This is a genomic window from Pseudomonas sp. DSV-1 (assembly GCF_035830915.1).
GTDB lineage: Bacteria > Pseudomonadota > Gammaproteobacteria > Pseudomonadales > Pseudomonadaceae > Aquipseudomonas.
Map to the genome: position 1 here is coordinate 2452378 of NZ_JAYMYG010000001.1, position 25127 is coordinate 2477504.

Consider the following 25127-nt stretch of genomic DNA (forward strand, 5'->3'; position numbering starts at 1 on the left):
GTTGATCGTGAGTCATCCTGATCTTGGATCATTTGTAGACGACCGGTCTATTTATATCTTAGGATACCTGCACCATTCACCCGGCTCGAACGCTGTATCGAGCTGGGACGCGCTGATGGATCTATTCCAGGCAGCGCTTAAAGATCCCTGACCAGGGCAAAGCGACTTTTTATTATCTAAATAGACAACTGGTCTATTAATTCAGGTTGACCATGACAGACAACAGTAACCGTACCGACTTGTTCACCCCCGTCACCATGGGTGACATTGAACTGGCTAATCGCATCGTAATGGCCCCTGTCACCCGCAGTCGCTATGGCGAAGACGGTATCCCCAACGAGATGCACGCGGAGTACTACGCGCAGCGTGCCACTGCCGGTTTAATCGTTGCCGAAGCCACCAATATCTCTCCTCAAGGCCGTGGTTATGCCGCTACGCCCGGCATCTGGAGCGATGAACAGGTTACAGGCTGGAAGAAAGTTACCGATGCCGTGCACGCTGCGGGCGGCAAGATCGTCAGCCAGCTCTGGCATGTGGGTCGTTTCTCCAGCGTAGAGTTGCAGCCAGACGGCGTTGCGCCGGTTGCACCTTCTGCGATCCAGGCTGAAGGTCAAACCTATACCGCGAATGGTTTTGTTCCGGTGTCGATGCCTCGAGCACTCGAAACCGATGAAATTCCGGGGATCATCGAACAGTACAAACGCGCTGCCGAAAATGCCAAGCGCGCCGGTTTTGATGGGGTGGAAGTTCACTCTGCCAATAGCTATCTTCTGGATCAATTTCTGCGCGACTCGACCAACCACCGAACCGACCACTACGGCGGCTCGATCGAAAACCGTGCACGCCTGACCCTGGAAGTGACAGACGCGATCGTCAAGATCTGGGGCAATGACCGCGTCGGTATCCGCTTGTCTCCGGTTACACCCGACGCCGGTAACACCCCCCCGGACAGCAACGTGATGGCACTGCACGGCTACCTGATCCAGCAGTTGAATGCCTTCAATCTCGCCTACCTGCATTTTGTTGAAGGGGCGACTGCAACTTCCCGTGAAGTGCCAGAAGGCGTGGACATGGACGCCCTGAGCGCACAGTTCAATGGCTTCTTTATCGGTAACAACAACTACGACCTGGAGATGGCAATCGAGCGTCGCGCCCAAGGCAAGATCGATGCAGTTGCATTTGGTCGGCTGTTCATTTCCAACCCTGATCTGGTTGAGCGCTTGCGTCGTGACAGCCAACTGACCATTGCACCACGGGAGTCCTATTACGGTGGTGGCGCCAAGGGCTACACCGACTGGCCTGTCGGCAGCTACTGATCACGGCTGTATCAACGCGATATCCAAATCGATCGACACCGTGATCAACAATGCTGGCGACGTCACGTGACGTCCTTGGCCTCCACACTCAATGCTTCGCCGATGGCATAGAAATGGCCTCCCGCGATGTAGTGCAGGCTGCGAAGGTCCGGATGGGCGGTTTCAAAGTGCCAGTGCCCATCGCTGAAGACTCGGGTGTCTGCCCAGGCACCCACCACCTCGCCGATAAACAAGTCATAACTCGCCTGGTTGTGAGGCTCGTGTATCAACTTGCACGCAAGCCACGCCGAACAGCCCGCAACGAAGGGCAGGTCATGGCCGGGCATGCTGAATAACTGGACATCGCTCCTCGCCAGTTTGTCCGGCGTATCGGACAGACTCATGCTGCCAACATCACTGGTCAGTTTGAGCTGGGCCACGGTTGGAACCTGGATCACGAAAACGCCACTGCCCTCTACCAACTCACGAGTCCGGGTCATCTTGTCCAGCACTACAGTCACTTTTGGCGGTGAAAAATCCAGCGCGCAGGCCCACGCGGCGGCCATGACATCCTTTACCCCGTCGTGCTGAGCAGATACCAGTACGGTAGGGCCGTGATTGATCAGCCTGTAGGCCTTTTCAAGGGGTACAGCGGCAATGTAGTCGTCCATCGTTACTCCAGAAAAAAGGCCCCGAATCCATGAATGGACCGGGGCCGTTCAGGTTTAAACCGAAGCCGTTCTGCTCAGGTGAAGCTGAAGGCTTTCATGGTCGCCTACGATGAGCGACCCGATGGCAGGGGTCAATTCGGTCTTCGAACCGGGCGCTATATTTAACCTTTGCCACTTATTACGCCCGCTGGTTTTTACCCGCGTCTACGCGCCTCGGGAATGCGTCTGCACGGATCAGGGGGCCACGTGGGTGTGGTAAATCTTGCTGACTACGGTCCACTTGGCTTCAACTTTCAGCAGGTTGAAAAAGTCGGTGAAACAGAAGCCGGAGATGTCATTGGTATCGATGCGTGCACTGGCAGCCGTACCGACGATATCGATGTTGACGATTGCGCTCTGGGCTTCTGGGGAAGGGCGGAATGCGTTGTCGATGATGTCGAACAACCCTTGAATCGGGCCGCCGGTGAGTTTGCTCTCGGCGTCTACGCCAAAGATCGTGGCCTGCTCGCTGAAGGCAGGTTTCATGATGCTGCTGTTGGCGTGTTTGCCACCTTCGTTGTACTGGCTCAGTACGGCGACGATTGCGTTGTATTCCTGCACGTAAGTCGGATTGCTCATGATGGGGTCCTGTTTGTGGGTTCGCTCAACCATTAATGTAGTGATCACTACTTAAATGTGTTTATTCTATAGCGAGCACTACAATTTGTGCCAATGATTTCGTGGGCGGTCGTCGGGTGTGATGTAAATGGCAAGGCTTCGCCTCAAACGGGTTACCGTTCAGGCAATACATCAGCGAGCAGGCGAAGCACCGCAGAGCACGGGAAGGCGCCAAGGACGGGCATAAAGGGGGGGCACGAGCAGCTTCGTGCCAAGGGCAATGCGCGTGTGGTTGCGTGGTCGTGTTTTAACGCCGGTGGTAAACCGGCACGCAGCGTTACAAGGACATGCGCTCGACAAGGGGGCAGGGAACCTTGTGAGTGAAGGGCTCATCCTTGTTTTCGATCAGGTGCAAGGCGGCACGACGGCCCATTTCGTAATAGGGAAGTTGCACGGTGCTCAGGGGCGGGTAAAACAACTCCGCGACTCCGATCATGTTGTCGAAGCCAAGCACTGCAACGTCCGCCGGAATTCTCAAACCCTGGCCAAGCAGGAACTGATAGGCAATCAGGGCGATCCGGTCGTTACCACACACCAGCAGGTCGAAGGTCGGCTTTGCCGGTGACTCGCCCAATTGTCCCTTGAGCGCTTCAATGGTTTCGAGGTACTCGTCATCCGCAGACAAATCATATTGCAGCACACTGTCCAACGGGATGCCTGCCTCTGTGAATGCACGTGACAAGCCCTGCTGGCGCAACTTCCAGGCAATGCTGTGGCGGGGCAGATTAATGCACAGCGGGCGCCGATAACCCCGTTGAAGTGCCTGGCTCACCGCCTGGTACTGACCCTCTTCGTCATCAGAGACATAACACGCCACACCCGGGCTGGAGCTAATGCAGTTGCTCAGCACCAGCGGGTAGCTGCGCAGCGCCTCAGGTATCTCCAGCTCGCGCAGTTCCATGGAACTGAACACGATTCCGTCTGGACGATGTGACAGCATGAGATCGATGGATCGCGAATCCGGTGGGCTTTCGAACACGTTGATGATCAGGACGTTCCAGCCGTTTTCCCGTGCAGTGTGCTCAAGCGACAGCAGCATGTTCACGGCGAAAGGGGTCGTCGCGGTGTCCAGGGCGAAAACCCCGATCAGTTTGCTGCTGAAATGCCCGCCGCGAATATTGCGTGCGGAGAGATTGGGCACATAGCCCAGAGTCTCGATGGCTTGGCGGACAGTCGCCAGGGTTTCGGCATTGAGTTTTTCGGGAGTGTTGATCGCTCGAGACACGGTCATCAGGGAAACCCCCGCCAACCGTGCAACATCTTTAACCGAGGCCATTTACGAATGCCATTGAGTTTTCTCCATGCATGAAAGTCATGTCCGGCAAGAGCATGACATCATGGCAATGGTGACGTAAATGACCGAGTCTTTATCCCGCGTCGGCTCGACCGTTTCAGGTCAGAAAAAATAATACTTGAAGCGCACCCGGGCACCATAACGATCGCTGTCGTCATTTGCCCGACTCCCATCGTTATCGGGAAGGTTGAGCATTGACCAATAGGCACCCAGATCAATATTGAAGTTGTCCATGTCCATGACATGGGTGATGCGATAGGACGTGTGGATCGTGTGAATGTCATACCGGCCAGGAACAGTTGCCACACCGTCTTTGGCAACCAGATCATTCATGTTGAACGCTTGAATATCATTTTTGGCAAAAATGTAGCCGAGTTCAAAGTTGCGCCACAATATATTGCTCCCGGCACTGAAGTCTTTTTCATCCTTGGCGTTCATGTAGGCCGTGCTGATATTAAAGACAATGCCGTTGGAGGGATCCTCCTTTAATGAGTTCCAGGTAAAGGTCGCACCATATCCGGTGCGTTGTGACTGGTCTTGAATATCTCCCGAGGCATCGCGAAAGCCATACGCATTGCTGACGATGTTGGTTTCCATCGCCAGCGCGATGGAGGCTTTGTCGAAACGTAACGCGGCGACGGGCCGGACGTAGGCTGCATTTTTTTCATTTTCCAGCACATTGCCGTGATAGCCATTGTCGGCAAACAGGGTGGTGCCGTCCTTTACCAGGGTATTGAGTTCGAGGTACAGCGGCCCTGCCTCCTTGCTCAGCAGTACCGCGCCGCCACCGCTGCTGCGCCCACGTCCTTCTTTCATCATATAGATGTAGCCGAAGCCATCGCTGTACAGGTCGTTGGAGGTATTGCCCGAATACTGGATGAACGTGTCCTGGTTAAGCGGGAACATGTCGTAGGCTTCAAAACGGCCAACTTTGATTTTCCAGTTTTTCTCCTGACCAAAAAAGAACGCCGCATCATCAGCACTCAAGTTCCCGGACACATTAACCAGTGGCTGAACGCTAAAGCCGGCGAACTGATCATTTTTGCCTTTGCGGTAGCCATCGAGTCCTAAAAGAATTCGCCCGTTGATATCCCATTTTTCCGAGTCACCGACACGCCAGTCTTTATTGTCATCGGTTTTGAACGACGTCAACTGACCCGCACTACTGGCGGCATCAAGGTTGAACTCTACATCGCCGTAAACTTTCAAATCGCCGTGTTCCGTAGTCCAGGTCATATCCGCCATGCCCGACGAAGAAAACATGCCCAGTAAACAAACAACTAAACTCTTTTTCATGGCCGTGCCCAATCAAGTTATGGACGCACTTTCCCTTGCCCAAGGAATGGGTGGGCGTGCGATTTTTTGTTTTTGTGTGCTGCGCGAGCAAGCCCAGCGACGTTCAATGCTCAACGTTCTGCTTTTTAGTGCGCAAAGGCACCGCCGCTACACGACTGCTGTCGTGGCCGGTGGTGAAGGCGCGTGATCCGGGACGGTGGAGCAGGGGGTTCGAGAAGACTCCGAGCGCAAGGTCAAGCACGAGATCAGGAGGCAAACGCCCACGACTCCCGCCATCAGTACGTACACGCTGGAAAATCCAATATGGTCATAGCCATACCCGGCGACGGGGGCCAGGAACATGGCGGTCAACGACTGGGCAGCCTGGAAGCCCACGAGATAGATGGTCGAAGACAAGCGCGAATCGAAATTACCGGCAATGTACTTGAATGCGGAGACGAGCAAGATCGGCACTTCGAGGGCATGCAACATTTTGCAACTGGCTATCACCCACACATCCACGGCCACTCCGGACCCCAAAATGCGCACGAACATGATGGTGCCTGTGAGGATCAAGCCATTCTTGGCTCCGATCCGCGATACCAGCCAGGGCGCGAACAGCATGCACAGCGCTTCAACGAAGACCTGTGAGGAATTCAGATAGCCGTAGGCGCGTATCCCGTCTTCCGGGTTCGGATAAAAGGAGGAAAAGTACACGGGGAACTGTTGGTCATAGACCGCGTAAATCCCGCAAACCCCGGTCATGAACAGGCCGAATGCCCAGAAGCGGGGCAGGGTCATGAGCACCCAGAAATCCTTCACCCGCAACGGGTTGGCAAACGCCTTGGCAGTCCGGGATGTTGAGTCGCAATACTTGCCCAGGTCCATGCGAAACAGAATCAGCAGAAAGATGATGCCGGAAGCCGTGCTCATGTAGAACATGATGTTTTTATAACCCCTATCGAAAAACGCACATTACGTAATGGTTTGGTGTGAGGGGTTGACCTAATGCAGAGGTTTATCGTGACCATCAGATCTGCACATTGTGTATAGTTCGAGTGATTTTCTTAAAAAGGGGTGGCAAATGACGGTAGTGGTTGTGAGAAGCAAATTCCTAGATTTGGGCGACTCCATGCTCAAAGAGGGCGAGGAGGGCGATGATCTTAAGGGGGTCGTAACCGTCACTGGGGCGGGCGTATTCGATAAAAATGAACGCCTACTTCCGCTAATTTCGCTGTTTCTCAGTGAGAAGGTGGATGCCAAGTCCTTCGCTTTAAAGACAGCTCTCACCTATGGGAGGAATCTGAGCTACTGCCAAGATTTCCTGGATAGCCGGCAAGAACTCAGGTCATGGCAGCTTGACGATAAATTTCTGCATGTTGGACGTCCAGTTCTCCTGAAATACGTCTCAGAAATGCACGACGATGAGTTGGGTACGAAGACTATTCGCAATCGGGATGCATCGATTTTATCGTTTATTTCAAAGTTTCTGTGTATCGCACGTGATGACCGTCCAGCCTTTCGAATAGATAACCCGTATGAGGCTGGTCTGATCTCGCCTGCCCCAAAATCGAAAATAGTAAAATCTTGCTCATTGCCTGAGCTCAAAGTATTGATTGAGTCGACACCACATGAGCGTGAGCGGTGCTTACTTCAATTCATTTTTGATAGTGGAGTGCGTCGTTCTGAAGTCTCACGGGTTACAAGATTCTCAATTGATGAAGCAATTAGATTGGGGCAGGCCATCTCCCCGCTTGAACCGAGATCATTAGGCGTTCCTTCTAATTACTACTTGCTCCATATCAATGGAAGCAAGGGTGGTGGCGACCAAATCAAAGAGCGTTTGAGCATGGTCAGTCCAGCAACACTGGAACGTGTCAAGCGCTATCATGCTTCCGCCATCTACAAGCGTCACAGCCGAATATTCCCTAAAGACAAGGCACCTGCCTTCTTAAATGCTCATGGGAAACCTTACACCGCAAATTCAATCAGCGCTTTACTCGCTCGTGTTTCGAAACGTGCAATACGGCAACTCAAACTCGAGAAATCAATCTCGCCGCACAAGCTTCGTCATGGTTATGCATATGCACTGCTAAATAGCAAAGATATCGGGGACGACTATTTGGAGCGCTTGGGTATGTTAAAGGTATCTATGGGGCATGCATCATTTAAATCGACAGAAATGTACACCCAAATTCCTCCGAGTCTTCTGAATGCGGTTTGTGGTACGAACCTTGAGGCCGCCTCCAAAGCGGTGGATATGGAGAAGCTGTTTTCTGAGACTAAACTGTCAATCGATGCAAGGGCTAAGAAATGAACCAAGCGAAGAAAAAGGCTCGAACTAAAGCGTTGATTGATGCTTGGGTACATAACGTTATGAGTAGTCGAGCGAAACTACTCGCAGTCCCCCTAAATATTCGTAAAAATATGGCTGTCACTATTAAGTCAATATCTGAAGGTGCCGGCATAGGTACGACAACGGCGCTGGCCTATATTCATCTGACTCGACCATTGATCGACGCAATGATAGCAGAAGATATTATTGTGGTGGGGCATAGCGGTATTGCCTGCGAATGGCGCAGAAGGCTTTTGAATTGGTATGAGAGCCTTTCTGATGATGCTAAATTAAATATTCCAATTGTTGGAGGTACTATAAAAAAAGGTGATTATCTGACTCAGATTGCAGAGTTGGATGGTTATGTTAGCGCAGTTATTAAGTACCCCCTTGCTAGGCAAACCTTCAACGAGATTTTGGATGATCTCCGCAAGCGAGGTGTAATTGATAATAACTATATGACAGTAAAAGAACGAGCTGCCACCGATGCCCTTAAAATTAAAGTAAAGACTGATCGGGCAAATGCTGACTTCGAATCATTGCGGAATATTACACTTTCAACGGCTGAAGATCTTGTGAGTTCAAGTCCAGAAAAGCCATTTTACAGTCTTTTACATCTGTTCAGTTCTGCGTCGATGGGGTCGAAAAGTTACTCTGGTCAAGATAATTATTTCGTGGGATGGACGTACGCCTGCAAGTGCTTAGTTAGTTATGGCTTTTCCGGTGATGAGCCGCTTGAGCAGGTTCTTGGGGAGTACTTGCTATTACAGGTTCGTGCATATTTAGAAGATCTAATCCTTAAGGGCGATCTTTCTACCGGTCACGGAACTTCTATAATGAGTTCCATTAGGATCTCTTTAAAAACGGCGGTTCAACTTCCCGGGCTCTCATTTTCATCCTTTTATGCAGCGGAGGGATTCAAGGTTAGGCGGCACACGGAAACTTATCGGCCATATTCTTCCTTTGAACGAAATCGCATATCTAAGGCGATTGCCTCAGACATTGAGCGGATTCGTACGCTCCTGAAACCCTATGAAATAACAGGTGTTGGAATTGACCCTCTTGGCCAAAATGGCGAACTATTGCCTGGTTCAAGAACTATGGAAAACGCGCGCTGGATTTTTGAGAACAAATTGGGTTGTGTTCCTATCGGATTTCAATCTAAAACTTCTGAGAACCCTTACGAATCGGCATTCATAAAGATCATTTCACAATTAAGACTTCCTTTGGAGACGGTCTTTGAGAGTTGGGGCGTACTTTATCGACGGGACTCTAACGTGCTCGGCCCTTATGTTGCGCGACTTGCACAAGTCACCGGAATGAATGTTGAGTCGATCATGAGTCTTGGAGTCGAAGATTTTGTCTTGAAAAGCGAAGTTGGAGGCAGGCCATATCTTCGTTATTGGAAAGAGCGCTCCGACGGCGAAAAAATCTATTTTATGGACTTGTTTCACGCGGATATTACTTGGTTGTCTATCTCGCAAGCAAAAGAAGTTAAAAGTATATTTGAAGATGTAAAGCTTATTACAGAGCCTTTTAGGTCAGGAGCTTCAGCTAAAGTAAAAAATAAACTCTTCATATTTCGCTCTTCAAGCAGTAGGATGTTTGACGAAGTTAAGTCTTTGGAGACGGCGAACGCCAACACTACTGCTCTTATGCTTGAGAACATTGTAAAGCGACATGAATTGAAGAGTGATAGTGGCGAGCCGCTGAAAATGCTGGTTACACGGTTTAGGCCGAGCTTGGTAAGTGAATTAATTGAGAATGGAGTGCCGCTGCCACAAATCCAACTAATGCTAGGTCATAAACATATGGCAACGACCCTGGGCTACCTAGATAAGCTTGATTTTAACAAGGTCGCGCGCGACAAGTTGGATCTTGCGTTGCAATCTATTCATTCTAATGCTCTCTCCGCAGATAAAGTTCAAGTGCATTCTATGCCAGAAGAGACAGTCTCAGATTCTAATATTATTTTTAAGACGCCTCTTGCTGCCTGCCGAGACGTAATGAATCCGCCAGATTATTTGAAGAAACTCAAGTCATACAATCCTCAAAAACCGTGCCAGCTATATAATAAATGCATTTCTTGCAATAATGTAATAATTGCAGAAGTTAATTTGCCAGATCTATACGCTATGCAGCGTGATTATTTGTTGATGCTGGAATTGGTTCCTGCAATGGAGGTACCATATTTTACAACTATTCGTGAGAATCTATCCATGTTGTCCAGGATTCTCGATCCTCAGCACTCAAATTTTAGTGTCGAACAGTTAGAGAGTGCTCGACGTTTGTCAGAGTTCATTGAAACCAGTGTATTGGTTGATGGGGTCATACTATGAATCTTGTCAATCTATCGATGCTTGAATCTTTCCAGTTTTGGAAGCTGGAAGTGATTAGTTACTTGCAGGCAATGGCAAGTATGAATCTTGGGTCGTCGGGGGAGCTATCTGAGCATGACTCATTTGTCAACTTGTTAGGTGCAGGCTTTAACCATCAACACTTGCTGGAAATGCCTGTATCATTACGATCGAAATTTGGAGATGCCCTTTGGGATTTTAATTTGGACTATCCAAACGTTGCTCGTGATTTGCGCGGAGTTGCCCAGTATATAAACTTTAACCAGTTCAGCAATATTCCGCCGTTAATTATGATGGAGTTTAAGGCTGGTTTTTTGAATTACTTCTGGATTCCACAAGAGCTTGGTATTAGTGCCGGGAAATCGCGGTTAAAAATCTCCTCGGTTATTCAGGTTTTTAAACGGGGGCTATCGTTCGTGGATGCTCTATATGAAGAGTGCTCTGCTAAATATGGGCGAGTTTTCGTAAATGATAATTTTCTTGGCTTGAAGGATATTGAGGCCGAGCATTATACCAAAGCGTCAGAGAAATTTGACAACACCTACGATGGAACTATCGATACCTTTTTTACTGTGGTTCGCTCACCTTTTCTAGCAGAGCGTGTTTTTGGAGGGAAGGTTCCATTTGTTGATATAGCAAATCTTCCTTGGAAAAAGCTTGGTAGTAGGAAATATGAAGCCCAAGAGAGACCTCGTCTTGTTTTACCGAATCTTGTTTTCGAGAAGGCTTCTTTGGTGGCCTCTTTAAATATTGTAGACTTTCTAGATACGCTTTCCGAGAAAGTGATAGATGAACAATCACTCCGTCGCAGAAACGAAAAAGGGCATGGTCTTGCTCAGGTATATGGACTTTCTCGGCGCACTTTCGATTTATATGTGATCAATCGGCTACGTCTTGCTGGTTACAGTACGGTGGACATCGCCAGTAACCTGTATGAGGTATTGCCAGAGTTTTGGTCTAGGCGAATCCCTGATCAGTTTGTGGAGCGAGGTGCTGCTAACAAAATGTCAGACGTAGATTTAGATAAAGAGTTTCTTGAGTATATTATGTATATGCATGAAAGCGCATGTTATATTATTGCTCAGTATACAGGTATGCGTCCCTCCGAATTGTCAGAAGTTAAAGCTGAAAGTTGTATTCGAGATTTGAACGGTCATTATGTTATTGGTAGTCATGTTCTTAAGCATCAGGATCTGATCTCTAAGTTGTTTGATGATTGGTGGATTGCTATTCCAATCGTTCGGGATGCCATCAGCGTAGTAAAAATATTAGCGAGAATTACGCGAAATAGTTACGTTTTCTCAAGCATGAAAGCAGTACCTCCAGGTGGAGTATCACTCGCACACGGATCTGTTGGTTTGTCGAATATGATGGCTCGATTTTTTGGCCGCTTTCTCGGTGGTGAGCAACTAGAAGCTCTGTTGCAGTATTATACGCCGTACACTTTGCGACATACCTTGGCTTATCAGTTGTTCAGGGCTGATGTTGGTCTTCCTTTTATTTCCCATCAACTTAAACACTTCAAAAGTAATATTGGTGACATTGATCCTAACAAATCTTTTAGCTCGGTAACTTTAGGCTACGGTGAGATAGGTCTTAAACTTGCAGCAGGTAAATCTAAAACGTCGCCCATGGCTCAAGCCTTACACCGCGAGGCTGCTCTAGAATCAATCAAAGCTCAATTTGATCCCGATGGTAGTTATGCGGGAATACAGGCTAAAAAACATGTGGAGGGCATTCAAAAGTTTTTCCAAGGGCACATGGAAGCCGGGTACTCAAAAGATGAAATTTTTGAACAAATGGCTGAGCAAGGCTTCGGAATAATTAATGTGGGTGCGGGGTTCTGCTATGGTAATGAAACTGAAGAATTTGATGAAACAGTACCTTGCCTTGGATCTCTGCGTTGCAATCCCGTGCGTTGTCAAAATGCGATCGTTACCAAAGTTCATATTGGACGATGGCATGAAGTTCGTAAACAAAACAAAAAATCACTAAGTAATCCTTCATCTATGTACAACAGAGCGCAGATTCTTGCGGCTATAGATGAGGCTGAAAGTGTTCTCATGCATCTTGGCGAGGATATCGACTAATGAGCGGTAAGGCATTTGATCAAAGGAATAAGCAGGATTTCGAGAAAATTACGCAAATCCTACTCATTGGTGTGAAGTCTATTCGGTCGAACTCCTCATTACGGGCGACTATTGCAGAGTTAGCACGATTGACTGGTGTTCATAGGAATACAATCAGCCAGAGGGTTTGGCCTCAGGAGCAGTTAAATGACATCAAAGATCAACGTCGCCGGGTGGCTGCTGCCCGTCAGTTAAAGATCGCGATTCGTGAAGATCCGGTCAGCATCTTAAATGATAAGCTTGAGAAAAGCCGACTTGAGGTCATCTATTGGTTTAGACAAGCCAAAGATGCTGAGGATCGCTTTTTCAGCAAAGAGCAAGAAAGCAAGAAATTTATGGAATCTTCGGGTTTTTATATTGAGTGCTGTAGTGCGCAGGAAGTCACTATTGCTGAGCTAAACAGAGAAATTCAACAGCTCAAAGGGGTAATTGAGCTTCTGGAAGCTGAAGCTCAAGTGCAGCCGGAGTAATGGTGCTCCAAACCCTGCTATAAGATGTGTTCTGAGAAGTGACTTTACAGATTGGACGTATAGAGCTTGTCTCGCCTATGGTGAGATAGGCCTATTCATTAGTATAAACGGCCACCTTTTTATGTCTTCCAATGCCCATACACTGTAGACCGAGATAGCCCGAGCCTCACCATAACCTCTTTTCGGGTTAATCCTGCAGCCTTGAGCTCTTTGATGGACTGAGCATTCTTGGAGCCCTCCGGCTTCCCACGAGAGCGCTGCAAAAGCGTATCGTTAACTATGTGCGTTGCAAGATGATCCAAACCGCCTTCTGATCGAAAAATCTCCAACTCGACACGGGCTCGTTCCAAAGCCGCTTCGGGGGACTCTCCTTTGCCCAACGAGATACTGATGGCTAGAAGGGCCACGGGGTCAAGTTTTAGGGGGGTGGATAGCTCGATCAATTTATCAATGGTGATGTTGATTTTTCCGCGTTCGAGCGCGCTGATGTTCGAGCGCGCGGTGACAGGCGCCAAGTCTTCATATGCCAGCCCGCGCACCGACCGGACTACACGGATCGTTGCGGCAATCTCTTTCTTGAGTGACATGATCGTCCCTAAATAGTGAAGATAGGGCCACACTCGAAGTGTTTAGATAAACGTCGATTGATGTTATTATTCTGGAAATGGCCGATTGAAAGCTTGTTGAGTTGCCGTTGCATCTGCGTCCAGGCGTCCTGAGGAGCTTCGCATTGAACTAATTGAGCTCGAAGGATCGTAAACGTATTCGATGTATTGACGCGATCAAATCCAGCAAACGCGAGACTTTCTGTCGGTCATGTAAACAGCGAGCTGATTGTTAAATGGGCATGGAAGCAAAATTCAAGCGGGTTGCCTCATTCGCGCACCACAAACGAGTATCAAAAATGTTTATCTCAGATGAGTCTTACTCATTTCGCTTTCCTGGGCTTTTTGGAAGCGGGCAAATGGCTTGGCGAATGCTTGAACAGCAATCGATGGATCCTTGGTATCAAGTCGTACGCAGGATCTACGAAGGTTCGGGTCACCGCATTGAGAAATTGATATCGACTAGCGCCTCTGTCTTGGTCGAAATTCTCACGGATAGCAAAACCAGTTCGGTTGAGGTCGTACAGGTCATAACACCGCCTTGGATGAACTCCACTTCTGTGGATCGTATGGAGACCTTGATCGAGTTGATCGCTGGATACGACCATACCGGCGAGTATGTGTTGCTTCATAAAGTAGAGTGCGGAGTGGTTTACAGCACGTCGACTGATGGTAGGAACGATAGAAGTCTGCTCACTGAAGTGACAATCATCTACGAAGACCTCAATCGTAACGCACCGACGGTTCCTGAATGCCCCCTAGGGCAGATACCTAATATTCCGGAATAGTTCGAGGCGAAGAATATCCTATGAAGCTAAGAATTTTTTCAGATCTGCACATCGAATTTCCCCCATTCGAACTCGCTTCAACCGACGCAAACGTAGTGATTCTCGCCGGCGACATCGGCATCAAAACACGGGGGAGTGAAATGGGCAAACGACACATTCCACTGCCCTGTGATCTACGCATGCGGCAATCACGAGTTTTACGGTGGCCACATTGATCACACGCTTCGGAAGATGAAAGAGGCGGCAGCACCACATGTCCACGTCCTCGAAAACGAAGTCATGATCTTGAATCAAGCTAGGTTTTTGGTCACAACAGCATGGACAGATTACTCGGCGACTGGAGAGGTTAATGCCGCGAAGCGAGTCGCTTGGGTATGGATGAACGACTTCACCGTCATCAGAACAGATGAGAGATACCGGCGCCTTCGTCCCGATGACTTGATCGCTAGATCAGAAGTAGCTTATGCGTGGCTCACGCAGGAACTGGACAAACCATTTGATGGCAAAACTGTTGTAGTTAGCCACCATGCCCCGGTGCTGGATCACGTTGGAGATGATTTTGCCGCGCACTTGATCGCTGCCTAAAACCGGTTTCGATGCGGATTTTCTGATCGAGATTTGATGAGCCGTCTCTCAGTGATAACTCAGAGAACCGAATTTCACTGCGAACGAATTCGAGAAATTTACATGGTTACATTAGAAGAAATTTCCCAGCTGCTTTACGGCGCAGGCGAGGAGATGCCTGGCTGGCAAGGCACTGAAGATGAGCTGATTGCGTTGTCCGCAAAAATCTTCCCAGGGAAAGCATTTTGCGTAGTGCGGCAATGGATTTTGATCGACCTGACAGTTAACTCTGATGAGAAAGAAAAGCTCACTGGGCTCGGTCTATTTCCCGCGACACTTTTCGCTCATGAAATCGTCTTAGACAGTAAAGGTCGTTTCCAGCCAACCATGTGGGTACGTAGTAACTTCGGAAAATCCTTCACTGAAGGCTGCATGTTTGAAACCAAGAGTACAGTCTACCTCCTTTGTGGGGTGGGCCTTAGAAAAGAGGCCAGTATAGGTGCCGCTTTCTCTATGAAAGCCGGTTAAGTAATGACGGCCGCAAATACAGCTTGAGTCATTTTGGAGCTTTGGCCGGATGCCAGAAATCATCGAAGTCGAATTTCATAGTAAGTATCTCAGTGACTTTCAACTGAGTCGTCTTGTACAGGCAAGTCTTCGAAAATACACCGTAGCCATTACAGCTTTTATCAGCGATGCGGTGATCATAGAAGACAGGTGCCTAGGCGTATTCTTCGATCATCTCCAGGACGACGAGGAGTATCGAATAGCCAATGGCGGAATCATTTGCACGACGAAAATTCAAAGGGCATGGAAAGAAGGGCGTTTCTGGCTTTTGGAAACGGGGGAGGGAAATTACATCGTTGGTAGCTTCAAGCGTGGGGGCGGGCGACTTAGCTTTCTTAAATTGCTTCGGTCGTGTGATCGTCTCGAATCAGAAGATTGAATGCTTGATCTCTGGCGTAGGGGAGGTATGACTGCATGGCAGTTGATGAGCGCTGGATGGCTATTACGGTTTTGATCAGCAGCGCTCCGAGTTAGATGTGCGGAGCGCTTCAAATTGCCGCTATCCGGTGAAACTCATTCTTCCATCGGATGGGTTCATGGCTCGCCTTGGTTTAATAGCCAAAGTCGTTCAGCAGTTTCTGCAAAAAATCACGCCTCCGTTGGACAATGCTCAAAATTAGGTAGTCACGGTTGGTATCTCTCGTCGACAGATGCCCAGCGTCCACAAGGCCATGGATGTAGCCTTCAGCTCTGCCTCTAGCTTCGAGCAACGTCTCTGTGGAAGTGCTTCTGTAAATGTCTTCTGCGATGAGCTGCCACCGCTTCATTTGATGCCGACCAACTGGGTCGTCCGAAAATTTTGGTGCATTGATCAGTGTGTTGAAATCGTTGGGTACGGTGGCTGTGCTCAAGATGGGTTCTCAGAACAGTGATGACTGAGCCGAGGCTATCATGCGCACACTCTATCGCCTGCTGTTAGCTGGTTTTTTTAGGCGCAGGCACGAAGGGCCGAATTTTAATGCTGTTACACGCTATCTGTGGCGTCTTTGAGCATTGTGGAGAATACAGGCAGTACTATTTAGCGAGTAAATTCTCAGCTAGGAGTTCGGCATGGGATACCTCAGCCTAGAGGACATCTACCCCGATGACGTAGAAAAATATGGTCATTTGCGGGTGGGAATAACCGACCTCTACGTAAAAGACAATTACGCCGTTTATGGTGTGGTTACGCGTGGCGAATACCGTGAGCTGACCAGCAGGTTACTGCGTGACGAAACGGTGCAAATGATCATCAGCGCTAAGCTCGCAGCGTTGCCCATAGACTACGATCCGTGGATTAGGCGGATCGAGCGCAATCGCGCCTTACACGCTCGGTATGGAGAAAAATTCGATCCCTGGGGGGACGACTGACAGCCCAGCGTCAAATCACAAATGCAGCGCCTTATCTTACGCAGCCGACCTGGTAGTCACGCTCCTCGCAAATTCATCGATAATGTAACTAGTGGAATAAGAACGGCTCCAAAGACAGGCATCGCTACTGATTCGTTGAAAAGGAAAGAGCGTTGAAGATATTCCTAGATTGCGAATTCACCCAGCTCAATCGGTACTCGAAGCTGATATCTCTAGCGCTGGTGTCGGAGTCAGGCGACGAATTCTATGTTGAACTGACGGATACTTATTCGGACGAGGAGTGCAGTGATTTTGTCATCCAAAACGTTTTACCGCAGCTCGATCCTCTGCGATATGGTCAGTCGCTTGTCGAAGCTCGATCCTCGCTTCGAAGGTTTCTAAGCTGCTTCGACGAGGAACTTGAGGTGTGTTCAGATGCACCACATTGGGATTGGGAGTTCTTCCGTTATCTCGTTTGTGCAGATCATCAACCTTTGCCAGCCCAGGTTGTGCGTCAACCGACCAACCTTACAAGCTTTTTCAATCAGGTAAATGCGGAAGCCCTAGTACAGGTAGAGCTATCTGATACGCCACACCACGCGTTGCTAGACGCGCGGATGCTTGCAGAGCTTTTCAAGATCTTGGCCCCCCGGCTTATTTTGTCACTATAGAGGTGCATTCCTGAGGCAGATCACAAGCTCGATGACGTGGGCTACACGCTTGATGACATACCTCAGGTAGGCATAGAACGTCATAGCATTGTCTAACTCTTCAGTTTCGCGAAGCCCCCCCCACACATTAGACTCTGACTTTCCATATGGGACAAAAAAGAGCTCATATACGCTTTATCGAATATTCAATTAAGCGTATATTTGTTTCTCCGTATATGGCGAGATCAACAATGAACATTGCGATCAAAATGCTTTGCGTCGGTATTGCCAACTCTGCCCTTTCTCAGTTTGCCGAGGCATAGCTTAGGCACCCTGATTAGCGCGTCGAGGCCTTCAGTGCAGGCTTTGAGCCAACTCATATTGATCGGCGGCTGTTGGAGTAGATGCAACCGGCCTGCGCAGCAAGTCTATAAATGAGTTTCGCACTGAACGATTTGACTACGTCATCGCTCTTTGTGACAAATCCGCAAGCGAGTGCCTTTCTATGCCCGGCGTCAGTGAGGTTATCGCTTGGGATTTCCCTGATCCGGTGATCAGCAATGACCCCGCAGCATTTCGCCATACGCTCCATGACATCCATGAGCGCATCAAGCTCTTCGTTTTGGTTAAGACCAAACACCAGGAGGATTTATGACAGAACCCATGAACCCAACAACGCTATTCAAGTGCTTGGCAGACGACACTCGAACCAAAATTACGTTGCTCGTTGTTAATGAAGGGGAGCTGTGTGTCTGCGAACTTACGGCAGCACTCGATTTGAGTCAGCCCAAAATTTCTCGCCACTTGGCGTTGCTTCGCTCATCCGGTCTGCTGATGGATCGTCGTCAAGGCCAGTGGGTGTATTACCGATTACACCCAGGCTTACCTGACTGGGTAACTACCGTTTTGAAAGAGGTTGTCGATGCCAATCAGCAGTGGTTGGAAACCGAGGCAAAACGCCTATGCGGTATGAACGGCCGTCCTATCAATCAGGCCGTGTGTAGCTAATTCACGTCCAACCCGGGTTACTGAAATGCTGATTGCCGTATTGATCTTCATAGCCACCATCGTGCTTGTCATCTGGCAACCTAGGGGGCTTGGTGTAGGGTGGAGCGCCATGATGGGTGCTGGCGTGGCTCTGCTTACGGATGTCGTTACCATTGGGGATATTCCCGTGGTTTGGAGCATCGTCTGGAACGCCACCGGGACATTCATAGCGGTCATCATCATTAGCCTGCTGCTTGATGAGGCAGGATTTTTTAAGTGGGCTGCGTTGCATGTCGCGCGATGGGGGGCTGGCAGCACCCGTAAGCTCTTCGCATTGTTCATCTTGTTAGGCGCGGCGGTATCGGCGTTATTCGCCAATGACGGTGCGGCACTCATACTCACGCCCATCGTGATTGCGATGCTGCTGGCGTTGCGCTTTTCTCCCGCTGCAACGCTAGCATTTGTGATGGCCGCAGGTTTTATTGCCGATACGGCGAGTTTGCCATTCGTGGTTTCCAACCTAGTCAACATCGTTTCTGCCGACTACTTCGGTATTGGCTTCAATGAATATGCCTCGATCATGGTGCCTGTAAACATTGTCAGCGTGGCGGCAACATTAACCATGCTGTTGTGGTTCTTTCGCAAAGATCTGCCCACAACCTACGACCTCAATCAACTGGACAGTCCAAGTGAAGCAATCCACGACCGTGCCACGTTCGTAGCCGGTTGGTGGGTGTTAGCGCTGCTCTTGATTGGCTTCTTCGTCATCGAGCCGTTGGGGGTGCCGATAAGCGCCATTGCGGCGGTATGCGCATTCATCCTCTATGTCATCGCAGCTCGTGGCCATGCCATCAACACAGGCAAGGTACTCAAAGAGGCTCCGTGGCAAGTAGTGATTTTTTCTTTGGGTATGTATCTGGTCGTCTACGGCCTGAAGAACGCTGGTCTGACTGAACATATCGCGCAGATCCTGAACGTATTCGCAGGTTATGGCATCTGGGGCGCGTCCTTGGGTACAGGGCTGCTAACAGCATTCCTGTCGTCGATAATGAATAACATGCCCACCGTTCTGATAGGTGCATTGTCGATTCATGCCGCCGAGGTCGATGGCGTCGTCCAGCAAGCAATGGTCTACGCCAATATCATCGGCGCCGATCTGGGCCCGAAGATCACTCCTATTGGTAGCCTTGCAACGCTGTTGTGGCTGCACGTACTGGCCAAGAAGGGCATCAAAATCAGCTGGGGGTACTACTTCAAAATAGGGATAGTGCTGACCTTACCTATCCTCGTCGTCACCCTGTGCGCCCTGGCATTGCGCCTCAGTTTCTGAATCAAGGAATTATTTGATGAAAGTCTTGTTTATGTGCACCCACAACAGCTGCCGAAGCATTCTGTCTGAGGCGCTGTTCAACCACCTAGCACCTGAAGGCGTAGAAGCGGTTAGCTCGGGTAGCTTTCCCAGTGGTCGAGTGAATCAAAGAGCTTTGCAAACGCTGGAGGCGGTCGGTATCTCCACGGTGGGATTGAGTAGCAAGGCTTCGGATGCTTTTGAAGGCTCCCCTCCAGATATCGTTATTACCGTTTGTGATCGGGCTGCGGGAGAGGCGTGCCCAATCTTTTTCGGGCCAGCTTTGAAGGCGCATTGGGGCTTGGCCGACCCGTCCGAAGCCAAAGGCACAGAGTCCGAGATTACGGCGGCGTTTGACGTCACTCTCGACAAAATTCGTGAGCGTGTTGTCACGTTCCTTGCGCTGCCGCTGCAAACCATGAGCGCTGACGAGCTCAAGGCTGAACTGAACCGTATCGGTACGCTTTAAAGATCAACAGAGGCGGTGCCAGCTTGGCACCGTTGCAGGAGTTTATATGCAAGAGACATTGCCGAACGTACACGACGACCTGATCGACATCCCTTCGCTAGAGCAACTGGAACCGCGCACGCCGTCATTCCATAAACCTCGAATTTTGCTTCTCTATGGATCAACACGTGAGCGCTCTTTTAGTAGGTTGGTAACTCAGGAAGCAGCCCGATTGCTGGAGGGGTTTGGCGCTGAAACCAAAATCTTCGACCCATCGGGTTTGCCATTGCCAGACGATGCTCCGGAGACTCACCCAAAGGTCGCAGAGCTGCGCGAGCTGATGCAGTGGTCTGAAGGACAAGTATGGTGTTCCCCAGAGCGTCATGGCTCCATGAGTGCAGTTTTCAAGGCACAGATTGACTGGGTTCCGCTGGCAATGGGCGCCGTACGTCCTACGCAGGGGAAGACTCTTGCCGTGATGCAGGTGTGTGGAGGTTCGCAATCTTTCAACGTGGTCAATCAGTTACGGGTACTGGGTCGGTGGATGCGTATGTTCACTATCCCCAACCAATCTTCGGTGGCCAAGGCGTTCACCGAGTTTGATGAGGCAGGCCGGATGAAGCCGTCCTCGTACTACGACCGTCTAGTGGACGTAATGGAAGAGCTTATGAAGTTCACCCTACTTCTGAGGGATCGCCAGGACTATCTTGTTGATAGATATTCCGAGCGCAAAGAGTCCGCAGAAGAGCTGTCCGAGCGTGTCAATCAGCGCTCTATTTAGTGTCATTACGTGGGAATTGCATGAGTCAGATCACGATCTGTTAGAACCGGAGTGTGGCACCTCTCGCAACACCTTGGCGTTGATCCTCAACAATGGCTGCAGGGGCTGAACCGACGCAAATGAAGCTGAAAGAATGAGCATGGAGTAATAGCGGTGAATCCAAATATGAAATTTGATGTCGTAGTAATTGGCGGCGGCCAATCCGCACTCGCAACCGCCTATTTTCTGAAGCGTTCAGGTATGTCATACGTGCTACTTGATGCAGACCCGGCGCCAGGAGGCGCATGGCAGCATGGGTGGGATTCACTCCGACTATTTTCTCCGTCTTCATGGAGTTCGATTGCAGGCTGGCCTATGCCTGCTGTGTCGGAAGAAACGCCTAGCCGTGACGATGTTGTCGATTATCTGACTCAGTATGAAAAGCGATACAACTTTCCCATCATTCGTTCTACGTGGGTATCCCGTGTTGAGAGAATTGAAGACGGTTTGCGCGTTGTTTCGGGGGATAGATATTGGGATGCCAGAGCGGTCATCAGTGCAACAGGCACTTGGAACCGTCCATTCATTCCAAGTTATTTAGGGCAGGAGTTGTTTTTAGAACAGCAGCTTCATTCCGCTCATTATGTAGGCCCGAATAGGTTTGAGGGAAAGACCGTCCTTGTCGTGGGCGGGGGGAACTCGGGAGCCCAGATTTACGCCGAGGTTTCCAAAGTAGCCCAGGCAACCTGGGTGACTCAAGAAGTCCCAAGGTTTCTGCCTGATGAGGTTGACGGCCGCGTCCTGTTCGAACGAGCTACGGCTCGATTGAAAGCCCAGCAGGAGGGCTCAGAACCTAAAGAACTCATAGGTGGGCTAGGTGATATCGTTATGGTTCCATCGGTAAAAGAGGCTCGTGAACGCGGTGTGCTGAACGCGGTACGACCGTTCACTCATTTTACTCCGACAGGTGTCGTATGGCCGTCAGGACATGAGACGACGGTGGATGTCGTTATCTGGTGCACCGGGTTTTTTCCAGCGCTAGACCACCTTACCAACCTAGGCCTTGTAGGCCAGGACGGCAAAGTAGCAGTGGACGAAAACCGAAGTGTTGATTTACCCAATTTATGGCTGGTGGGTTACGGCGATTGGACGGGGCTCGCTTCTGCAACATTAATCGGCGTGACCCGTACTGCACGAGATGTGGTCAAACAAGTGCATAGCTATCTCGCGGGCGTAGCCTGATGGTTCGTAGTAGATCAAGCGCACCTACTATGACGCGACTTTAAGCTTGGGAATCAATGCCCACTATCAGTACTTCTGCGCAGAAGATGCTCAATGAGCGTTGATTGGGTCAGCCTCATACCTTGGACTTTACGACCTTAAGCCCTAAGTGGCGCCTCCTTATAAACACGGGTTTCTGTTGCGGTCACGCCACTTTTCTATATTTTCAGCCGAAACGGTTGCTTTGAAGCAAGAGGGCGGACAGGGCTGTACAGTCCCACTTATGTCGGTACTGGCTTGCCTACCATGCAGGCGACGTGTCCTATCGATTGATGCCTCATTCATGTCTACGCGGTTTTTATCAACTAGAGTTCCCTGAAATTATCAACTGGCACGAGAGGGAACTTCATGACTGCGCTGGATGTTTTTTGGGTCGGATTGGGGGGCGGGCTGGGGTCTTTGCTGCGCTGGTGGATCGGACTGCGGGTGGGGCAGATCTATAAGGGATCATTCCCGCTGGGCACGTTTTTGATCAACGTCAGTGGCGCCTTTGTGATCGGCTACTTGAGCATTCTGTTTACCGTTGACTGGCGTGACCGCTACGGCGACTTCCTGAGTGCTGCCGTGCTCACTGGTATTCTTGGCGGCTACACAACGTTCAGTAGCATGCAGCTGGATGCTTCCAAACTGATCAAGGCGAAGGATCGTGCATGGGCGGCAGGTTATCTGATCATCTCGGTACTGGTCGGTCTGGCCGCCGCCGCATTCGGCGCCTGGCTGGCGCGCTGACACAGGAGCAAACACCATGTTGAACATGATTATTCTGATTTTCGTCGGCGGCGCGTTTGGCGCCATGTGCCGCGAATTTGTCATGCTGTCAGTGCCGCGCTTGGCCGACGGCTTTCCCATGGATATTTTTGTCGTCAATATCGTCGCCGCCTTCCTGCTGGGGGTGGCCACGTCGCTGTTCAAGAGCAACCGGATCAATCAATACGTACACGTCATGGTAGGCACCGGGATCATGGGCGGCCTGTCGACGTTCTCAAGCTTTGTCTTTGGCGCCGTGGAGATGATGAAAGATCCCGCCAGTGTGTTCGTGTCCATCAGTTATCTAGTGCTCAGTCTAGTCATCGGATTTGCTGCAGTGGAGTTGGGCCTCGTAGCCGGGGCCAAGGTCTCGCCAATACCAGCAGCGGACTCTTCGCACTAAACGTTCCTGATACATAAATAGCCCTTGAGTATTGAGGGCTTTTTATTTCGTATATTTGTAGCCCTCCGGGCTTCATGCTGGGTTGGCTAAAATCTAACCAACCAGAATCTTAGATGGCCACTTTCTTAATCATCATTAGTACCTCCAAAAAACGGGTGTGATAAGTACCAGTACAGTGAGTATCTCTAATCGGCCCAGTAGCATGCCGATGGTGAGCAACCATTTTGCTGCGTCGGGTAATGATGAGAAGTTACCAGCAGGCCCGATGATGGTGCCAATTCCAGGGCCCACGTTACACACCGCAGTAGCCGCGCCACTCAATGCCGTTGTCCAGTCCAGGCCGATCAAGGCAAGTCCTAAGGCGATAATTGCAATGGTGATGCTGAAGAAAAATGAGAAAGTCAAAAGCGAGCGTAGTATTTCCTCGTCAATTGGATGGCCATTGTACTTCTTCTGAATCACGGATCTTGGATGGATTAGTTGCTTTAAGCTACCTATCAGTAAAGTCGCAGCAACCTGAAAACGGAAGATTTTGAGGCCCCCAGCTGTGGAGCCCGAACATCCTCCAACAAAGGTCAAATAGAAGAACAAAAGAACTGCAAAGCTCCCCCAGAGCGTGTAATCGCCAACAGCAACTCCGGTAGTAGTGACCACAGAGGTCACGTTGACTGCGACGATACGAAACGCATCCCACCATCCGTAATCGCTGTGATAACAGAGCCATGTCCCTACGGCCAGCCAGGTCACAATCAAGAATCCAATAAATCCACGTACTTGGTGATCTTTAATCAGCGCACGCCGGTTGCCGCGCAATGTCGCAACATACAAGGTAAACGGTAGGCTACCCAGAATCATGATGACCACAGCTACCCAGTGGATCGCTGGCTGCGTCCAATGCCCCAGTGAAGAGTCCGAAGTCGAGAATCCTCCAGTTGAGATCAATGACATGGCGTGGTTGACCGCTTCAAACGGCGTCATTCCAGCGACCCAAAGAGCTAGCGCTCCGAGCCCCGTGAGTCCCAAGTAGAGAAAGAGGATGTATTTGGCGGCCACATGGGAGCGAGGCGTTACTTTTTCCGACCAGTCTGAGGACTCTGTCTGGAAGAGACGCATGCCACCCACCCGCAACAGCGGTAGGATCGCTACAGCCATGCCTATGAAGCCTATACCTCCGAGCCAATGTAGCATTGAGCGCCAGATCAATAATCCCGGTGAAGCGGTATCCAAGCCAGTGAGTACCGTTGACCCTGTAGTTGTGATGCCCGACATTGTTTCAAAGAATGCATCGGTGTAACTGATGTCGCTGATAAACACCATTGGCAGCGATGCGAAGATACACACTACAACCCAACTGCCAGTAGTTAGCAGGTACATATCCCTGGGACGAAGCTGGGCGGTATCTGGGCGTCCTCGTGCGATCAACAGAAGGCCGCAGACAGATGTGATTAAGCTAGACCACAGGAAAGCTGAAAGATCGCCACCATCCCGCTCATAGACCGCCAGTGTGATCATTGGGATAATCATGCTTATAGCTAGCGTGATTAGAAAAATGCCTAAGATGAATCCGATAAGCCGTAGTCCTGCGAGAGACATATAAAATAGCCTGATGAATTAGCGCAGTGCAGTATTGGATGCTCCATCTTTAGGGGTTGTAAAATTTTCGTAAAATCTTTAATAAATTAGGGCAGCAGCCCACACCAGCATCTTGCGGACGTTGGCGGTAACCGTCCGGGCAATACACCTCCCTGATGCCATCGCTTAAGGCGATGGTTTCCACCTAAATTAAGCGGACACCCATGTCACAAGAACGCCGTTCCTATTCTAAATCCTTCAAGGCCTAAGTCATTGCCGAGTGTGCGCAGCCTGACACCTCGATTGTCAATGTTGCCTTGACCTACAACCTCAATGCCAACCTCGTCCATAAATGGATTCGGGTGCGTACGCAAAAAAATGTGGCGCTTAAAAGTGCCTTTATTCCGGTAAAGACGCCGCCATCGGCAGCGGTGCATCAAGTCCTTCCCTGCACGATCCTGATCGAAGTGCCTCATTCAAAAGGCGTAGTCGCTGTGAGCTGGCCGGCAGAAAATGCAGCGGCGTGTTCCGCTCTCCTACGAGAGCTGCTGCGATGATCAGCATCGACTCCATCTGGCTCGCCACCGAGCCCGTG

26 protein-coding genes and 1 pseudogene are annotated in these 25127 nt (G+C 50.0%); 20 read left to right on the forward strand and 7 right to left on the reverse strand.

Annotated features, from left to right (window positions below; translation table 11 throughout):
* Positions 1-212 precede the first annotated feature (212 nt).
* Positions 213-1316 (forward strand): alkene reductase, encoded by a 1104-nt coding sequence (locus tag VSQ83_RS11485; protein WP_133079176.1) that lies wholly within the window; start codon positions 213-215, stop codon positions 1314-1316.
* Positions 1317-1378: 62 nt separating this feature from the next.
* On the opposite strand, the gene VSQ83_RS11490 is transcribed toward VSQ83_RS11485, so the two are convergent.
* The 4 genes from VSQ83_RS11490 to VSQ83_RS11505 form a co-directional block, all read right to left on the reverse strand.
* Positions 1379-1966 (reverse strand): flavin reductase family protein, encoded by a 588-nt coding sequence (locus tag VSQ83_RS11490; RefSeq protein ID WP_133079175.1) that lies wholly within the window; start codon positions 1964-1966, stop codon positions 1379-1381.
* Between the two features lie 234 nt (positions 1967-2200).
* The gene (locus VSQ83_RS11495) at positions 2201-2584 is read right to left on the reverse strand and encodes a nuclear transport factor 2 family protein (RefSeq protein WP_133079174.1); all 384 of its coding nucleotides are present in this window, start codon (positions 2582-2584) and stop codon (positions 2201-2203) included.
* Between the two features lie 316 nt (positions 2585-2900).
* Positions 2901-3899, reverse strand: coding sequence for a LacI family DNA-binding transcriptional regulator (locus VSQ83_RS11500; protein ID WP_326426778.1), 999 nt, complete (start codon positions 3897-3899; stop codon positions 2901-2903).
* 120 nt (positions 3900-4019) lie between these two features.
* A complete protein-coding gene (locus VSQ83_RS11505; RefSeq protein WP_219262205.1) occupies positions 4020-5153 on the reverse strand; it encodes a carbohydrate porin in 1134 nt (377 codons plus the stop codon).
* A 7-nt stretch (positions 5154-5160) separates the two neighbouring features.
* On the opposite strand from VSQ83_RS11505, the gene VSQ83_RS11510 reads away from it, so the two are divergent.
* A complete protein-coding gene (locus VSQ83_RS11510; RefSeq protein ID WP_219262204.1) occupies positions 5161-5400 on the forward strand; it encodes a hypothetical protein in 240 nt (79 codons plus the stop codon).
* On the opposite strand, the gene VSQ83_RS11515 is transcribed toward VSQ83_RS11510, so the two are convergent.
* On the reverse strand, positions 5361-6134 hold the full coding sequence (locus tag VSQ83_RS11515) for an oligosaccharide MFS transporter (protein ID WP_326426780.1): 774 nt from the start codon (positions 6132-6134) through the stop codon (positions 5361-5363). The genes VSQ83_RS11510 and VSQ83_RS11515 overlap by 40 nt on opposite strands.
* 142 nt (positions 6135-6276) lie before the next feature.
* Between VSQ83_RS11515 and VSQ83_RS11520 the strand changes: the two genes are divergently transcribed.
* The 4 genes from VSQ83_RS11520 to VSQ83_RS11535 are packed head-to-tail and all read left to right on the forward strand — an operon-like array spanning position 6277 to position 12483.
* Positions 6277-7509 (forward strand): tyrosine-type recombinase/integrase, encoded by a 1233-nt coding sequence (locus VSQ83_RS11520; RefSeq protein ID WP_326426782.1) that lies wholly within the window; start codon positions 6277-6279, stop codon positions 7507-7509.
* Entirely contained in the window at positions 7506-9866 is a 2361-nt protein-coding gene (locus tag VSQ83_RS11525) for a site-specific integrase (protein ID WP_326426784.1), read from the forward strand. The genes VSQ83_RS11520 and VSQ83_RS11525 overlap by 4 nt, the downstream gene beginning before the upstream one ends.
* Positions 9863-11974 (forward strand): tyrosine-type recombinase/integrase, encoded by a 2112-nt coding sequence (locus VSQ83_RS11530; RefSeq protein ID WP_326426786.1) that lies wholly within the window; start codon positions 9863-9865, stop codon positions 11972-11974. The genes VSQ83_RS11525 and VSQ83_RS11530 overlap by 4 nt, the downstream gene beginning before the upstream one ends.
* Complete coding sequence (locus VSQ83_RS11535) at positions 11974-12483, forward strand: hypothetical protein (RefSeq protein WP_326426788.1); 510 nt, start codon at positions 11974-11976, stop codon at positions 12481-12483. The genes VSQ83_RS11530 and VSQ83_RS11535 overlap by 1 nt, the downstream gene beginning before the upstream one ends.
* Positions 12484-12602: 119 nt before the next feature.
* Here VSQ83_RS11535 and VSQ83_RS11540 read toward each other — a convergent pair whose 3' ends face one another.
* Positions 12603-13070 (reverse strand): helix-turn-helix domain-containing protein, encoded by a 468-nt coding sequence (locus VSQ83_RS11540; protein ID WP_326426790.1) that lies wholly within the window; start codon positions 13068-13070, stop codon positions 12603-12605.
* 254 nt (positions 13071-13324) lie between these two features.
* On the opposite strand from VSQ83_RS11540, the gene VSQ83_RS11545 reads away from it, so the two are divergent.
* From VSQ83_RS11545 to crcB (VSQ83_RS11615), 14 genes and pseudogenes are all read left to right on the forward strand, one after another.
* Positions 13325-13876, forward strand: a complete 552-nt coding sequence (locus VSQ83_RS11545; RefSeq protein WP_326426792.1) for a hypothetical protein — start codon at positions 13325-13327, stop codon at positions 13874-13876.
* A gap of 135 nt (positions 13877-14011) precedes the next feature.
* Positions 14012-14461: a hypothetical protein gene (locus VSQ83_RS11550; protein WP_442800228.1), complete on the forward strand. Its 450-nt coding sequence runs from the start codon at positions 14012-14014 to the stop codon at positions 14459-14461.
* Positions 14462-14563: 102 nt separating this feature from the next.
* Complete coding sequence (locus tag VSQ83_RS11555; RefSeq protein ID WP_326426796.1) at positions 14564-14968, forward strand: DUF6957 family protein; 405 nt, start codon at positions 14564-14566, stop codon at positions 14966-14968.
* Positions 14969-15017: 49 nt separating this feature from the next.
* Positions 15018-15386 (forward strand): hypothetical protein, encoded by a 369-nt coding sequence (locus VSQ83_RS11560; protein WP_326426798.1) that lies wholly within the window; start codon positions 15018-15020, stop codon positions 15384-15386.
* Positions 15387-16057: 671 nt separating this feature from the next.
* Positions 16058-16357, forward strand: a complete 300-nt coding sequence (locus VSQ83_RS11565; RefSeq protein WP_326426800.1) for a hypothetical protein — start codon at positions 16058-16060, stop codon at positions 16355-16357.
* Between the two features lie 152 nt (positions 16358-16509).
* Complete coding sequence (locus tag VSQ83_RS11570) at positions 16510-17007, forward strand: exonuclease domain-containing protein (RefSeq protein ID WP_326426802.1); 498 nt, start codon at positions 16510-16512, stop codon at positions 17005-17007.
* A gap of 230 nt (positions 17008-17237) precedes the next feature.
* Positions 17238-17641, forward strand: a pseudogene (locus VSQ83_RS11575) (arsenate reductase/protein-tyrosine-phosphatase family protein).
* Complete coding sequence (locus tag VSQ83_RS11580) at positions 17638-17994, forward strand: metalloregulator ArsR/SmtB family transcription factor (protein WP_133075661.1); 357 nt, start codon at positions 17638-17640, stop codon at positions 17992-17994. The pseudogene VSQ83_RS11575 and the gene VSQ83_RS11580 overlap by 4 nt, the downstream one beginning before the upstream one ends.
* 25 nt (positions 17995-18019) lie before the next feature.
* Positions 18020-19303, forward strand: a complete 1284-nt coding sequence (locus tag VSQ83_RS11585) for an arsenic transporter (RefSeq protein ID WP_326426804.1) — start codon at positions 18020-18022, stop codon at positions 19301-19303.
* A gap of 16 nt (positions 19304-19319) precedes the next feature.
* Complete coding sequence (locus VSQ83_RS11590; protein ID WP_326426806.1) at positions 19320-19790, forward strand: arsenate reductase ArsC; 471 nt, start codon at positions 19320-19322, stop codon at positions 19788-19790.
* A 46-nt stretch (positions 19791-19836) separates the two neighbouring features.
* Positions 19837-20550: an arsenical resistance protein ArsH gene (gene arsH / locus VSQ83_RS11595; protein ID WP_326426808.1), complete on the forward strand. Its 714-nt coding sequence runs from the start codon at positions 19837-19839 to the stop codon at positions 20548-20550.
* Between the two features lie 165 nt (positions 20551-20715).
* Complete coding sequence (locus VSQ83_RS11600) at positions 20716-21771, forward strand: ArsO family NAD(P)H-dependent flavin-containing monooxygenase (RefSeq protein ID WP_240882138.1); 1056 nt, start codon at positions 20716-20718, stop codon at positions 21769-21771.
* A gap of 387 nt (positions 21772-22158) precedes the next feature.
* A complete protein-coding gene (gene crcB / locus VSQ83_RS11610; RefSeq protein ID WP_095023946.1) occupies positions 22159-22539 on the forward strand; it encodes a fluoride efflux transporter CrcB in 381 nt (126 codons plus the stop codon).
* A 16-nt stretch (positions 22540-22555) separates the two neighbouring features.
* Complete coding sequence (crcB, locus tag VSQ83_RS11615) at positions 22556-22960, forward strand: fluoride efflux transporter CrcB (RefSeq protein WP_095023947.1); 405 nt, start codon at positions 22556-22558, stop codon at positions 22958-22960.
* 135 nt (positions 22961-23095) lie between these two features.
* Here the strand turns inward: crcB (VSQ83_RS11615) and VSQ83_RS11620 are convergent, their stop codons facing one another.
* Positions 23096-24553, reverse strand: a complete 1458-nt coding sequence (locus tag VSQ83_RS11620) for a TrkH family potassium uptake protein (RefSeq protein ID WP_326426811.1) — start codon at positions 24551-24553, stop codon at positions 23096-23098.
* Positions 24554-25127: the final 574 nt, after the last annotated feature.

What these genes read in the sequence shown, in the direction of transcription:
- VSQ83_RS11485 (WP_133079176.1), top strand. Translation starts at nt 213, where the DNA reads ATGACAGACAACAGTAACCGTACCGACTTGTTCACCCCCGTCACCATG.
- VSQ83_RS11490 (WP_133079175.1), bottom strand. Translation starts at nt 1,966, where the DNA reads ATGGACGACTACATTGCCGCTGTACCCCTTGAAAAGGCCTACAGGCTG.
- VSQ83_RS11495 (WP_133079174.1), bottom strand. Translation starts at nt 2,584, where the DNA reads ATGAGCAATCCGACTTACGTGCAGGAATACAACGCAATCGTCGCCGTA.
- VSQ83_RS11500 (WP_326426778.1), bottom strand. Translation starts at nt 3,899, where the DNA reads ATGGCCTCGGTTAAAGATGTTGCACGGTTGGCGGGGGTTTCCCTGATG.
- VSQ83_RS11505 (WP_219262205.1), bottom strand. Translation starts at nt 5,153, where the DNA reads ATGACCTGGACTACGGAACACGGCGATTTGAAAGTTTACGGCGATGTA.
- VSQ83_RS11510 (WP_219262204.1), top strand. Translation starts at nt 5,161, where the DNA reads ATGCCCGACGAAGAAAACATGCCCAGTAAACAAACAACTAAACTCTTT.
- VSQ83_RS11515 (WP_326426780.1), bottom strand. Translation starts at nt 6,134, where the DNA reads ATGTTCTACATGAGCACGGCTTCCGGCATCATCTTTCTGCTGATTCTG.
- VSQ83_RS11520 (WP_326426782.1), top strand. Translation starts at nt 6,277, where the DNA reads ATGACGGTAGTGGTTGTGAGAAGCAAATTCCTAGATTTGGGCGACTCC.
- VSQ83_RS11525 (WP_326426784.1), top strand. Translation starts at nt 7,506, where the DNA reads ATGAACCAAGCGAAGAAAAAGGCTCGAACTAAAGCGTTGATTGATGCT.
- VSQ83_RS11530 (WP_326426786.1), top strand. Translation starts at nt 9,863, where the DNA reads ATGAATCTTGTCAATCTATCGATGCTTGAATCTTTCCAGTTTTGGAAG.
- VSQ83_RS11535 (WP_326426788.1), top strand. Translation starts at nt 11,974, where the DNA reads ATGAGCGGTAAGGCATTTGATCAAAGGAATAAGCAGGATTTCGAGAAA.
- VSQ83_RS11540 (WP_326426790.1), bottom strand. Translation starts at nt 13,070, where the DNA reads ATGTCACTCAAGAAAGAGATTGCCGCAACGATCCGTGTAGTCCGGTCG.
- VSQ83_RS11545 (WP_326426792.1), top strand. Translation starts at nt 13,325, where the DNA reads ATGGGCATGGAAGCAAAATTCAAGCGGGTTGCCTCATTCGCGCACCAC.
- VSQ83_RS11555 (WP_326426796.1), top strand. Translation starts at nt 14,564, where the DNA reads ATGGTTACATTAGAAGAAATTTCCCAGCTGCTTTACGGCGCAGGCGAG.
- VSQ83_RS11560 (WP_326426798.1), top strand. Translation starts at nt 15,018, where the DNA reads ATGCCAGAAATCATCGAAGTCGAATTTCATAGTAAGTATCTCAGTGAC.
- VSQ83_RS11565 (WP_326426800.1), top strand. Translation starts at nt 16,058, where the DNA reads ATGGGATACCTCAGCCTAGAGGACATCTACCCCGATGACGTAGAAAAA.
- VSQ83_RS11580 (WP_133075661.1), top strand. Translation starts at nt 17,638, where the DNA reads ATGACAGAACCCATGAACCCAACAACGCTATTCAAGTGCTTGGCAGAC.
- VSQ83_RS11585 (WP_326426804.1), top strand. Translation starts at nt 18,020, where the DNA reads ATGCTGATTGCCGTATTGATCTTCATAGCCACCATCGTGCTTGTCATC.
- VSQ83_RS11590 (WP_326426806.1), top strand. Translation starts at nt 19,320, where the DNA reads ATGAAAGTCTTGTTTATGTGCACCCACAACAGCTGCCGAAGCATTCTG.
- arsH (WP_326426808.1), top strand. Translation starts at nt 19,837, where the DNA reads ATGCAAGAGACATTGCCGAACGTACACGACGACCTGATCGACATCCCT.
- VSQ83_RS11600 (WP_240882138.1), top strand. Translation starts at nt 20,716, where the DNA reads ATGAAATTTGATGTCGTAGTAATTGGCGGCGGCCAATCCGCACTCGCA.
- crcB (WP_095023946.1), top strand. Translation starts at nt 22,159, where the DNA reads ATGACTGCGCTGGATGTTTTTTGGGTCGGATTGGGGGGCGGGCTGGGG.
- crcB (WP_095023947.1), top strand. Translation starts at nt 22,556, where the DNA reads ATGTTGAACATGATTATTCTGATTTTCGTCGGCGGCGCGTTTGGCGCC.
- VSQ83_RS11620 (WP_326426811.1), bottom strand. Translation starts at nt 24,553, where the DNA reads ATGTCTCTCGCAGGACTACGGCTTATCGGATTCATCTTAGGCATTTTT.